Origin of the sequence: Polynucleobacter sp. HIN8 (genome assembly GCF_030297615.1) — a bacterium.
Lineage (GTDB): Bacteria > Pseudomonadota > Gammaproteobacteria > Burkholderiales > Burkholderiaceae > Polynucleobacter.
This window is the reverse complement of the sequence record NZ_AP028139.1, coordinates 1,679,361-1,692,107: the sequence shown is the minus strand read 5'-3', so window position 1 is coordinate 1,692,107 and position 12,747 is coordinate 1,679,361. Positions and strand designations below refer to the sequence as shown.

Below are 12,747 nucleotides of genomic sequence, written 5' to 3'. Positions count from 1 at the left end.
ATGGTTTCCAATGAAGATGCCCTTTCTTTTCTGGAGAAAAACTCCGTCTATGCAAATCGCTGGCTAAGTGCCCATCCCGATTGGCGAGATTGGCTGGGGGAGCGCATCCATACGCCGGTCGATACGAATCAGATTGATCAGCTGCTCTTGCCAATAAGTCAGGATTTAGATAATGGAGCGCTCGATGAAGCAGCGCTCATGAGTCAGCTCCGGTTGAGTCGTCAACAGTTAATGCTTTGGATTGGTTGTCGAGACCTCAATGGAATTGCCTCTTTATTGGAGGTGACTCAATCCCTAAGTTATTTTGCCGAGCAAGTAGTTGGCCTTACGGTGCGCTATGTTCGAGCTGATTTACAAGCGCGCTTTGGTTTGCCCTGGGCCCGGACGGAGGATTATGAGCTTCCATTTTTAATTGTTGGCATGGGTAAATTAGGTGGTCGAGAACTCAATCTATCCTCTGATATCGATTTGATCTTTTTGTATGAGGAGGAGGGTGAGACCCAACATGGAGCAAACTCAATTTCAAACCACGAGTGGTTTACAAAGCTGGGTCGCCGCCTAATTAAAATCATCTCAGAGCATGATGCTTATGGATTTGTATTTCGAGTAGATATGCGCTTGCGTCCCAATGGGGATTCTGGCCCACTGGTTTGTAGTCTAGAAATGCTCGAAGAGTATCTGTTCGTCCAAGGGCGTGAATGGGAGCGTTACGCTTGGATTAAGGGCCGTATGATTTATCCCCCGATCTCGCACCCTGATTATGTTCGATGCGAGAGGGGGCTCGAGCAAATTATTCGTCCATTTGTTTATCGTCGCCATTTAGATTATGGTGTGATTGCAGCGATTCGTGAATTGCATGCACAAATTCAGCGAGAGGCGGATAAGCGAAGTAATCAACGAAGTGGGCGATCACGTGATATCAAATTGGGTCGTGGCGGAATTCGTGAAATTGAATTCTTAGCGCAGATGTTCCAGTTAATGCGAGGTGGTACAGATCCACGCTTACGAATTCGCCCAACGCTTGAGGTCTTAGATCGATTGCAAGAGGGTGGACTGATGAGCGCAGAAGAAATTGAAGCGCTCAAATCTGCATATGTGTTCTTAAGGCGACTAGAGCATCGGATACAAATTTGGGAAGATCAGCAGACGCACTACTTACCCGAACACGATGATGCGAGAACCCAAGTAGCACAAGCCATGGCGGGACCTAATCAAAAGGGTAATCTTGATGAGTTTATGGGCGCATTAGCTAACCATCAAAATCAGGTGGCGCGCTATTTTGAAAAGGCATTTGCTTTGGATGAGAGCACCCGCTTACAAATTGATGCAAATGATGCGACTTGGCAACCTAACGCGACTACTTTTCCGAGGACCAATGAACGGTGGAGCGTGTGGCAAGAGAGCTCGCGTGCAAAATCTCTTCCAGAGAAAAGTCGCTTAACGATACGTGGGTTATTAAAAAAAGCAGCGCATGATATTGAGGCTGATCATCCAGACGATGCGGATCAAACTCTCTTACGCTTTTTTGATCTACTCGAGGCGATTTGCCGTCGCAGCGCCTATCTATCGATACTGGCTGAAAACTCTAATGCTCTACAAAAAGTATTGATGCTCCTCAATGCCTCACAGTGGGCCGCTCAATACTTAGCCAGACATCCTCATTTATTAGACGATCTGTTATCGGCCAATGCGCAATCTGAGCTGATTCATGACCCTGAGAGTTACTGGCGTAAAGTAAAAGTAAATCTTGATCTGCGTTTAGATGACGCCCTTGCAGATGGGGCGAGCCCAGATCATGCCATGGATATCCTGCGAGTAACGCATCACACAGAAACTTTTCTGATTCTCTTGGCGGATTTGGGAATTGGCGCTCCGAAAGGCCTCACTGTTGAGCGAGTGAGCGATCGTTTATCAGCTCTAGCTGATTTGATTTTGCAGGCAACGTATGAGCGCGTTTGGCCAGCGGTTGCTGAGAAATTTAATCTCGATCCTGAACATCAACCACCATTTGCAGTAATTGCCTATGGCAAATTAGGCGGAAAAGAGTTGGGCTACGCCTCGGATCTCGACCTAGTCTTTTTGTATGACGCATCTCCAACAGATTATGCTGCCCAAGAAATTTATTCGGTTCTTGGTAAGCGTATGATTAATTGGTTAACTACCTTGACTGCTGCTGGAACTTTATTTGAGATTGATACTCGGCTGCGCCCTAATGGAGCCGCAGGATTTTTGGTGACCAGCCTTGACTCCTTTCGACGTTATCAATTGCGTGAGGGTGATAACGCTGCCTGGGTGTGGGAACATCAAGCTATTTCTCGAGCACGATTTGCTGCTGGCGACCCAAGGGTGGGGGCGCAATTTGAAGAGATTCGTAAGGAAGTTCTTGCCCATGAGCGAAATCAATCCGATCTCAAGCATGAAATTATTGAAATGCGCCATAAGGTCCACGCTGGTCATCCGAATGCATCCGATGATTTTGATCTAAAACACGATCCTGGAGGGATGGTCGATATTGAATTCATTGTTCAGTATTTGGTTTTGGCATATGCACGGCAGTATCCTGATTTATTAGGCAACCTGGGTAATATTGCGCTTTTAGGAATTGCCGCAAAGCATCAGTTGATTTCTGAGATGGATGCGATTGAAATTGGTAATGCCTACCGAATGTTTCGGGCCCAACAACATCGATTGCGTCTCGATGGAGCAGAAAAAATCCGAGTATCTATTCACGAGCACCCTGATTTTGCTAAAGCGAAAGCGTCTGTGACCAAACTTTGGGAGACGGTATTTGGTGCGCCCTCGCAACCGATTTAATTGACTTTAGGTTTGTCCTAGTAATTCTCTCGCGTGTCGACGCGTGGTATCAGTAATCGTTGTGCCACCAAGCATCCGAGCGATTTCTTCAATTCGCTCTTGGCGACTCAAACTTTTCACATCCGAATGCGTTTTACCATCCAACGGTTGTTTACTAACCTTGAAATGATGATCGCCTTGAGCCGCAACTTGGGCTAGATGAGTAACGCAAAGGATTTGATGGGACCCTCCCAGTTGCTTCAAAAGCTCGCCAACGGTTTGAGCCACCGCGCCTCCAATACCGGAATCCACTTCATCAAAGATGAGGGTTGGGGTGAAACTCGCTTTACTGGTAATCACGCTAATGGCTAAGCTAATACGAGCTAATTCCCCACCAGAGGCAACTTTAGCCAAAGGCTTTGGAGTACTGCCGCTGTGGGCAGCAATCAGAAACTCAATTTGATCGATTCCATAGCGGCTCGCTTCAGTTGGGCTAACTAGCACGTGTAGCTGACCGCCCGACATTGCTAGGCGCTGCATTGCGTCGCTGACAGCTTGACCGAGCTCGATCGCTGCCTGCTGACGACGCGTTGATAAATCCTTGGCAAGTTTTAGAAAATCGGACTCTTGAATCTTGAGTTTCTGACGAAGGGATTCGATATCTTGTGCCGCAGTGAATGCTGCTAATTTTTCTTGAGAGCTGATCCAGAGATCTGGTAACTGATCGGGGTTGATTTTGTATTTTCTGGCCGTGGTATGAAGAACCTGCATTCGGGCTTCGAGCTCTGCAAGGCGATCTGGATCCAAATCCATTTTTTGTCGATATCGATTTAATCCATGAATTGCTTCGTCAATCTGAATTTGAGCGTTACTAAGGCTTTCATTGATCTCACTTAAATTTGCGTCATGTTTGACTAAATCATCAATCGTATGCTGTACCCGATTGAGTTGTGACTCAATCGAATTCTCAGCATCACTCAAGTGATCAATGGCAAGCTCAATCCCTTGAATAATTTTGGCGGCATTTGCGAGTCGAGCATGCGACGTTTGGATTTCCCCCCACTCGTGTGCTTGCGGTGCAATTTCATTGAGTTCATCGAGCTGCCACTGAAGACGTTCTTGTTCGCGTTGTAAATCGGCCCCTGCAGCTTCTGCTTGCTGTAATTGCTTTGAAGTAGCATTCATCAGCTGATACGCTTGCGCCACTTTTGCAGCTTGGTCATGCAGATTGGCATGTCGATCGAGTAATTCTCGTTGCGCACCAGTCTTGAGAAGTAGTTGGTGTGCGTGTTGCCCGTGAATGTCGACAAGACGATCACCCAGCTCGCGCAATTGATTTAAAGACGCAGCACCACCATTAATGTAGGCCTTACTACGTCCAGAATGATCCATGCTGCGTTTGATCACAATGCGATGGTCATCTTCGAGTGGAAAATCTGCTTCATGTAACCATGCAGCAATTTCCTCTTGCAAATGCTCCTCAACCTGAAAAATTGCTGAAATCTCTGCGCGTTGGCAGCCCTCGCGAATTTGACTAGTATCGGCACGCTCCCCCAAAGCTAAGGCTAGAGCATCAAGCAAAATTGATTTACCGGCACCGGTCTCACCAGTTAAAACACTAAAGCCCGAACCAAAATCAAGCTCGAGGTGATCCACAATCACAAAATCGCACAATGCTAATGATTGAAGCATGTTGATTGACTCAGATTAAAACGTGGAAGGATACTCGTTCCAGTGCAACTTTTCTCTGAGGGTCTGGTAGTCACTGTGCCCTAGTGGGTGTAAGAGGCAGATGGATTTATCGGAACGCTTCACCTCAACCCGATCGCCGATTTGTAACTTTGTTAATGATTGCATATCAAAGTTCACAATGACTTCTCGCCCGCCGGCAACTTCGATCGTAATCTGGGACTCTTGTGCTAAGACGATGGGTCGATTGGAGAGGGCGTGGGGGGCGATTGGTACAAGCACAATCCCTGGAACTCTTGGGTGCAAGATAGGACCGCCTGCTGAAAGAGCGTATGCGGTTGAGCCGGTTGGGGTAGATACGATTAGGCCATCAGAGCGCTGGTTGTACATGAATGAGCCGTTGACATGAACTTTCAATTCCACCATTCCCGATAGTCCTGAGCGATTGACGACCACATCGTTTAAGGCTAAGCCCCGATGAATCTCCTGATTGTTACGCCATACGCTTGCCTCAAGCAGTGAACGATCATCGATCTCATAGTGACCATCAATCATGGGTGGCAGAACCGTTTTGGCGTCTTCAAAGGGGATATCAGTCATGTAACCCAAACGCCCCATATTGATACCCAGGAGCGGCACCCCCGATCCGGCAATTTGTCGACCGATACCGAGCATGGTGCCATCACCCCCCAAAATAACGGCTAAATCCGTGGATTTCTGGAAATCCTGCAGTTGAAGTACCTGCAAATTGTGACTGGATAAATGGCCGGCGGTCGAAGCTTCAATACTGAGCTCACAACCATGATTTGTGAGGATTTGGGCTAATTCTTGAAGATGATGCCCAATGCCCTCCGCTTGGTGCTTACCCACAAGGGTTACACGCCTAAATTTCTTCTGCAAGGGTTTGCTTGATGGGCTTAACATATGACGATTAAACCATAGGCATAAAATTACTCCAATCATGGATGATCGCTCAAAAGTTCTGCTAAAAACCTTAATCGAGAGATATATCGAGGAAGGCCAGCCAGTGGGATCGCGGACCCTTTCACGCTTTTCAGGGTTGGATCTTTCGGCAGCGACGATTCGGAATGTCATGGCCGATCTTGAGGACCTCGGATTAGTAACTAGCCCCCATACTTCAGCTGGACGAATTCCAACCCCACGGGGTTACCGCCTCTTTGTCGATACGATGTTGACGATTCGGCCTCTCGAAGAGCTAGCCTCCAAGCAAGTTGAGCAATCGCTCTATCCAGACTCCCCTCAAAAGGTGATTAGTTCTGCGGCACAGCTGTTATCCAATTTGACGCATTTTGCGGGTGTGGTCATGACCCCCAAGCGCTCGCAGATCTTCAAGCATATTGAGTTTTTGCGCCTTGGAGAGGGCAAAATTTTGTTAATTTTGGTAACCCCCGAGGGAGATGTGCAAAACCGTATCTTGCCGACCAATCAAGATTACAGTCCAGCACAACTTACTGAGGCGAGTAATTTCATTAATACTCATTTTTCAGGAAAGAGTTTTTCCGAGGTTCGCAATCGCTTGCGGGCAGAGCTCGACCATTTGCGCGGCGATATTGCCGGTTTAATGGCGCTCGCCCTCGACAATGGTGTGAGTGACACGGGCTTAAATCACCCGGATATGGTGATTTCTGGAGAGCGCCACTTACTCGATGTGGGTGAGTTGAGTTCCAATTTAAGTAAATTACGGAAAATGTTCGATATGTTGGAGCAAAAATCCATGCTGATGCAATTGCTCGATGTATCAAGCCATGCTGATGGCATACAGATCTTTATTGGCGGCGAGAGCGAGTTGTTGCCCTATGAGGATCTAGCGGTCATTAGTGCTCCTTACAGTGTGGATGGGCAAGTTGTCGGAACACTGGGTGTGATTGGGCCCACTCGAATGGCGTATGATCGCGTGATTCCAATTGTGGATATTACTTCGAGGCTATTAAGTGGTGCTTTGAGCACACCTTGATCATTTGGATCACTGTTGAAAACGAACCCTCATTTAAGACCCTCTCGTACTGGCGTTTTACTAATTAATCTTGGTACGCCAGAGGCGCCTACGCGCGCGGCGGTGAAAACTTACCTCAAGCAATTTTTGTCGGATCCTCGGGTCGTTGAAATTCCACGCGTGGTGTGGTGGTTCATTTTGCACGGCATCATCTTGCCAATTCGTAGTGGCGCATCCGCTAAAAAATATGCCTCGATTTGGTTAAAAGACGGCTCTCCCCTCTTGGTTCATTCGCAAGCGCAGGCTCAGGGTTTGCGGGATCGCTTTCAGAGCAAGGACGCCAATGTCATCGTGGATCTAGCGATGCGCTATGGCAAGCCATCCATTCCTGAGGTGCTTAAACGTTTTCAAGATGCCAATGTGGAGCGTCTATTAGTATTACCTTTGTATCCTCAGTACTCAGCCACCACGAGCGCTTCGAGCTTTGATGCAGTGTTCGCAGTTCTGCAAACTTGGCGCAATCAACCGGAACTGCGAATCGTGAAGCACTATCATGATCATGCCTCTTACATTGAGTCTTTGCGACAGCAGATTGAAGCGTATTGGTCTCAACATGGTCGACCTGATTTTTCGAAGGGCGCGAAGCTCGTTATGTCGTTTCATGGCTTGCCTAAACGTAATTTAATGCAAGGCGACCCCTACCATTGCGAATGCTTGAAGTCAGGTCGATTATTGGGCGAGGCACTTGGCTTAGAGCCAGACTATTACCGAGTGACGTTTCAGTCCCGTTTTGGTCGCGCAGAGTGGTTAAAGCCCTACACCGCATTGACGATTGAGGAGCTTGGAAAAGCGGGTTGTCCTCAAATTGATATTGTTTGCCCAGGCTTTCCTGCAGACTGTCTAGAGACTTTGGAGGAAATTGCCATGGAGGGTCAGGAAATTTTTCATGAGCATGGTGGTGCAGAGTATCGGTATATCCCGTGCTTAAATGACGATACTAATTTCATATCCGCATTGCATGCGATTGCCTTAGAGCATATGCATGGTTGGTCTAAAGAGCTTGAGTCCCCTGCAGTTCTAGACTTGCGTGATCAGCGGGCTCAGGCTGCTAAAGCCGCGATTACCACTGGGTAAACAAGCCCCTTGAAATGGGCGGTCATGAACCCCATATAAAATGCAGTAAATAAGATGGAACGACTATGAGTGATCACAAATCTGAGCAACACGCTCCTGATACTGCATCAACCGAAGTGAACGAGCAACCTCCCCAGAGTATGGAGGAGGAATTAGCGGATCTTAAGACCAAGCTTGCTGAGATGCAAGATAACTTCTTGCGCGCTAAGGCGGAAGCTGAGAACATTCGCCGTCGCGCTGCTGAAGATATTGCAAAAGCTCACAAATTTGCCATTGAAAATTTTGCCGAGCACTTAATCCCCGTAAGTGACAGCTTATATGCTGCTCTAGCCACTGAGGCTGGTGATGCAAAAGCGTTCAAGGAAGGTCTTGAAATTACGCTTAAACAACTAGTCGCTGCTTTTGAAAAAGGCCGTTTGGTCGAGATTAATCCCACGCCTGGCGCTAAGTTTGATCCGCACCAGCATCAGGCAATCTCCATGGTGCCCTCTGATCAAGAGGCCAATACGGTCGTTTCGGTCTTGCAAAGAGGCTTTTTGATTGCTGATCGAGTACTAAGACCTGCTTTAGTGACTGTTAGCCAAGCAAAATAAGCTAGGGCTAATCATTTCAAGGACTTAGAGCCCTTGAAATTGCCCAAGTTGTCCCCATCTATTCACTATTCGAAACAACCCCTCACCATCATTTGGAGCCATTATGGGAAAGATTATTGGAATTGACTTAGGAACCACAAACTCCTGCGTCGCTGTGATTGAGAACAACGCCCCGAAGGTCATTGAAAACGCAGAGGGCGCTAGAACGACCCCTTCCATCATTGCGTATATGGAAGACGGGGAAGTATTGGTTGGCGCACCTGCTAAGCGGCAATCCGTTACTAATCCTAAAAATACGATCTATGCCGTTAAGCGCTTAATTGGTCGTAAGTTTACTGATGCGGAAGTTCAAAAAGATATTAGTTTGATGCCCTATAGCATTATTGCTGCAGATAACGGTGATGCCTGGGTATCGGTACGCGATAAGAAAATCGCCCCTCAGCAGGTATCGGCTGAAGTCTTGCGCAAAATGAAAAAGACTGCCGAAGATTATCTGGGCGAAGAGGTTACCGAGGCTGTAATCACGGTGCCCGCTTACTTTAATGACAGTCAGCGTCAAGCCACGAAAGACGCCGGCCGAATTGCTGGTCTGGAAGTAAAGCGGATTATCAATGAGCCAACTGCCGCTGCATTAGCATTCGGACTGGATAAGCAAGATAAGACCGATCGCAAGATTGCTGTCTATGACCTAGGTGGTGGTACTTTCGACGTTTCGATCATTGAAATCGCGAACGTGGATGGAGAAAAACAGTTTGAAGTGTTGTCCACGAATGGCGATACCTTCTTGGGCGGCGAAGACTTTGACCAACGCATCATTGACTGGATCATTGCCGAGTTCAAGAAAGAGCAAGGCGTTGATTTGAGTAAAGATGTCTTGGCTTTACAACGGTTAAAAGATGCTGCTGAGAAAGCCAAGATCGAGTTATCTTCTTCCCAACAAACAGAAATCAACTTGCCTTATGTAACAGCGGATGCAAGTGGTCCCAAGCATTTGAACTTGAAACTAACCCGCTCTAAATTAGAGTCATTGGTTGAAGAGTTGATTACCCGTACCATGGGCCCATGCCAGGTTGCGATGAAAGATGCTGGTGTATCAGCGTCCGATATTGATGATGTCATCTTGGTAGGTGGTCAAACTCGCATGCCAAAAGTACAAGAGCAGGTCAAAGCTATTTTTGGTAAGGAACCACGTAAAGATGTAAATCCCGACGAGGCAGTTGCTGTTGGCGCTGCGATTCAGGGATCTGTATTAGCCGGTGATCGTAAGGATGTCTTATTGCTTGATGTGACCCCCTTATCTCTGGGTATTGAAACCTTGGGTGGTGTGATGACCAAGATGATTCCTAAAAACACAACGATTCCGACGAAACACGCTCAAGTATTTTCAACAGCTGAAGATAATCAGCCAGCGGTCACTATTAAATGCTTCCAGGGCGAACGCGAAATGGCCAGCGCCAATAAATTGCTTGGTGAGTTTAATTTGGAAGGAATTCCGCCATCACCCCGTGGTTTGCCACAAATTGAGGTGACCTTCGATATCGATGCCAACGGAATCTTGCATGTCACTGCTAAAGATAAAGCGTCTGGCAAAGAGAACAAGATTACGATCAAGGCAAACTCAGGTCTTTCTGAAGATGAAATTCAGCGGATGGTGAAGGATGCCGAAGCCAATGCTGAGGAAGATCGTAAATTACTTGAACTGGTCACCGTCCGAAATGCAGCGGATGCCTTAGCGCACTCTACCAAGAAGGCGCTCGATGAGCATGGCGCGAGTCTTGATGCGTCCGAGAAGAGTGCAATTGAATCGGCATTGAAAGAGCTCGAGGAGGCCATTAAAGGAAGTGATAAGGCCGCGATTGAGGCAAAGACTGAGGTGTTAGCAAAGGCCAGTCAGAAGCTTGGTGAGAAGGCGTATGCTGCGGAGCAAGCGAAGGCTAATCCTGGTAATGCAAATCCAGCCGCTGAAAAAAAGGCTAATAACGATGCGGAAGTGGTTGATGCTGACTTTAAGGAAGTAAATGATAAGAAGTAATACGTAAGAAAGAATGATGCAAATCGGTGAGTCGGCCTTGTGCCGACTTCGCCTTTTTGGCAAAGAAAAAGGAATGGGTTGTGGCTACTGGTAAACGCGATTTTTATGAAGTACTCGGTGTTGGTAAAAATGCCAGCGATGAAGACCTTAAAAAGGCTTATCGCAAATTGGCCATGAAATACCATCCGGACCGCAACCTGGATAATCCATCAGCAGAAGCAAAGTTCAAGGAGGCTAAAGAAGCCTATGAGACTCTGGCGGACCCACAAAAGCGCAACGCCTACGATCAGTTCGGCCATGCCGGAGTTGACCCTAGCATGGGCGGGTTTGGAGGCGCTGCTGGTGGCTTTGCAGACGCCTTTGGTGACATTTTTGGTGACATCTTTGGTCAGGGAAGAAGTGCTGGACCCCAGGTTTATAAAGGTGCCGACCTGCGCTACAACATGGAAATTACCCTCGAGCAGGCTGCTGAGGGTTACACCACCCAAATAAGAGTGCCCAGCTGGAGTAATTGCAAAACCTGTAGTGGTTCTGGTGCGGAGCCCGGGTCAAAGATTGAGGAATGCCCAACTTGCGATGGCCGTGGCCAAGTTCGGATTGCTCAGGGGTTTTTCTCAATGCAACAAACGTGTCCGAAGTGTCGTGGCACTGGTCAATACATACCGAAGCCTTGCAAGACCTGCCAAGGGAGTGGCAAGCTGAAAGAGCAAAAGACCCTTGAAATTAAGATCCCAGCCGGTATTGATGATGGTATGCGCGTGCGCTCAGTCGGCAATGGCGAGCCCGGTATTAACGGCGGCCCTTCGGGCGACCTTTATGTCGAAGTACATGTCAAAGAGCATCCAGTATTTGAGCGCGATGGAAGCGATTTGCATATTCAAATGCCGATTTCATTTGCGACCGCCACTTTGGGTGGTGATATTGAAGTTCCAACACTCGGGGGTCGGGTTGAGTTAACGATTCCTGAGGGAACTCAAACCGGTAAAACCTTTCGGTTGCGAAGCAAAGGAATCAAACAATTACGCTCTGCACTAATGGGCGATTTGTACGTTCATGTTTTACTTGAGACCCCGGTAAAGTTATCGGAAGAGCAAAAATCATTACTTTCTCAATTTGATGAGTCGCTTCGAAGTGGTGGTAAAAAACACAGCCCCCAACAAGAGGGTTGGTTTGATCGTGTAAAAAGTTTTTTTAATTAAGAGGCAAAGCAGTGTTCGGGTCCAGGAAACTTTCCGGACTTGACTTCGCGAACATAAGTTTTAATGGCTGCCTCAATGGAGCTGTTGCCGGCCATAAAGTCCTTAACAAATTTTGGGGGTTTACCGGGGCTAATTCCAAGTAAATCCTGCAGAACCAAAACTTGTCCGGAACAGTTGGGCCCTGCCCCAATCCCAATCGTCGGAATGTGGAGTGATTGGGTAATTTTTTCTCCAAGGACTGACGGTATTGCTTCCAATACCAGCATTTGTGCCCCAGCGGCTTGGCAGTCATGCGCTTGATCAAGCATCTGAGTAGCGGCATCTTTTGATTTACCCTGGACTTTGTAGCCGCCCAGCAAGTGAACGGATTGAGGCAAAAGTCCCAAGTGAGCACAAACTGGGACGCTACGTTCTACCAAAAACCGAATAATATCGATCTGCCAACTACCGCCTTCAAGCTTTACCATGTCGGCCCCAGCGCGCATGAGCTCAGCAGCCGATTCTAATGCTTGTACCGGATCTCCGTAACTCGCAAAGGGTAGGTCGGCCACTAAAAATGCATGGTGATTGGCGCGGGCAACGCATTCCGTGTGATAAGCCATTTCTTCTACGGTGACTGGAGTGGTACTGCTATGACCTTGAATCACATTACCCAGTGAGTCACCAATCAAAATGACCTCAACTCCGCAGCGATTGAGAAGTGCACTCATGGTTGAGTCGTATGCAGTTAATACTGCAATCTTCTCGCCATCCGCATGCATAGCCAATAACTTCGTGATCGTAATTGGCTTATCGCCTTGTAAATAACTCATAAAGCCAATTTTAAGCCTAATGCAGTTGTTGCTCGCAATCGCAGTGTTTGCAAGTGATTCGGGTAATACGCTGATGCGCGATATTCGGCAAAAGATTCTTTAAGGGGCCGTAATTGGGTAAGAAGAAATCGGGGCAGATTTCAAGTAATGGAAGGATCACAAATGATCGTTCAGCAATGCGCGGATGGGGAATGGTGAGCTCAGAATGATTTTGCTCGATGCCTTCATAGAACAAAATATCGAGGTCAAGGGTTCGAGGAGCATTTGCATAAGGACGTTCGCGACCAAACTGATGCTCAATCGATTGGCAGACATACAACAGTCCATAGGGATTGAGTTCGGTATCAATTTCCACAACCGCATTGATATAGTCACCACCAACCGCGTTTACGGGCGCGCTTTGATAAAAGCAACTCTTATTGACGATCTGAATTTCAATGTGTTGTGCAAGGCAGACGATCGCATCAGTGATGCTCTGTCGAGCATCGCCAATGTTGCCACCAAATCCAATAAAGGCCTGCGCCATGTGTTTCCCGCAATC

10 protein-coding genes are annotated in these 12,747 nt (G+C 47.5%); 6 read left to right on the top strand and 4 right to left on the bottom strand.

Annotation, left to right across the window (positions count from 1 at the left end; translation table 11 throughout):
• The gene (gene glnE, locus QUE65_RS08810; protein ID WP_286280724.1) at positions 1 to 2,814 is read left to right on the top strand and encodes a bifunctional [glutamate--ammonia ligase]-adenylyl-L-tyrosine phosphorylase/[glutamate--ammonia-ligase] adenylyltransferase; all 2,814 of its coding nucleotides are present in this window, start codon (positions 1 to 3) and stop codon (positions 2,812 to 2,814) included.
• 6 nt (positions 2,815 to 2,820) lie between these two features.
• On the opposite strand, the gene recN is transcribed toward glnE, so the two are convergent.
• Together recN and QUE65_RS08800 are read right to left on the bottom strand one after the other, a co-directional pair.
• Complete coding sequence (gene recN, locus QUE65_RS08805) at positions 2,821 to 4,485, bottom strand: DNA repair protein RecN (protein ID WP_286280722.1); 1,665 nt, start codon at positions 4,483 to 4,485, stop codon at positions 2,821 to 2,823.
• A gap of 15 nt (positions 4,486 to 4,500) precedes the next feature.
• Positions 4,501 to 5,406, bottom strand: coding sequence for an NAD kinase (locus QUE65_RS08800; RefSeq protein ID WP_286280720.1), 906 nt, complete (start codon positions 5,404 to 5,406; stop codon positions 4,501 to 4,503).
• Between the two features lie 34 nt (positions 5,407 to 5,440).
• On the opposite strand from QUE65_RS08800, the gene hrcA reads away from it, so the two are divergent.
• The 5 genes from hrcA (at position 5,441) to dnaJ (ending at position 11,394) form a co-directional block, all read left to right on the top strand.
• The gene (gene hrcA, locus QUE65_RS08795; RefSeq protein ID WP_286282505.1) at positions 5,441 to 6,457 is read left to right on the top strand and encodes a heat-inducible transcriptional repressor HrcA; all 1,017 of its coding nucleotides are present in this window, start codon (positions 5,441 to 5,443) and stop codon (positions 6,455 to 6,457) included.
• 15 nt (positions 6,458 to 6,472) lie between these two features.
• Complete coding sequence (gene hemH / locus QUE65_RS08790; protein WP_286280719.1) at positions 6,473 to 7,570, top strand: ferrochelatase; 1,098 nt, start codon at positions 6,473 to 6,475, stop codon at positions 7,568 to 7,570.
• A gap of 65 nt (positions 7,571 to 7,635) precedes the next feature.
• Positions 7,636 to 8,163, top strand: a complete 528-nt coding sequence (gene grpE, locus QUE65_RS08785; protein ID WP_286280718.1) for a nucleotide exchange factor GrpE — start codon at positions 7,636 to 7,638, stop codon at positions 8,161 to 8,163.
• Positions 8,164 to 8,266: 103 nt separating this feature from the next.
• Positions 8,267 to 10,195: a molecular chaperone DnaK gene (dnaK, locus tag QUE65_RS08780; RefSeq protein ID WP_286280717.1), complete on the top strand. Its 1,929-nt coding sequence runs from the start codon at positions 8,267 to 8,269 to the stop codon at positions 10,193 to 10,195.
• A gap of 80 nt (positions 10,196 to 10,275) precedes the next feature.
• Positions 10,276 to 11,394 (top strand): molecular chaperone DnaJ, encoded by a 1,119-nt coding sequence (dnaJ, locus tag QUE65_RS08775; protein ID WP_286282504.1) that lies wholly within the window; start codon positions 10,276 to 10,278, stop codon positions 11,392 to 11,394.
• On the opposite strand, the gene panB is transcribed toward dnaJ, so the two are convergent.
• Both panB and folK read right to left on the bottom strand, forming a co-directional pair.
• A complete protein-coding gene (gene panB / locus QUE65_RS08770) occupies positions 11,391 to 12,206 on the bottom strand; it encodes a 3-methyl-2-oxobutanoate hydroxymethyltransferase (RefSeq protein WP_286280715.1) in 816 nt (271 codons plus the stop codon). The genes dnaJ and panB overlap by 4 nt on opposite strands.
• A 16-nt stretch (positions 12,207 to 12,222) precedes the next feature.
• Positions 12,223 to 12,732: a 2-amino-4-hydroxy-6-hydroxymethyldihydropteridine diphosphokinase gene (gene folK, locus QUE65_RS08765; RefSeq protein ID WP_215369957.1), complete on the bottom strand. Its 510-nt coding sequence runs from the start codon at positions 12,730 to 12,732 to the stop codon at positions 12,223 to 12,225.
• Positions 12,733 to 12,747: the final 15 nt, after the last annotated feature.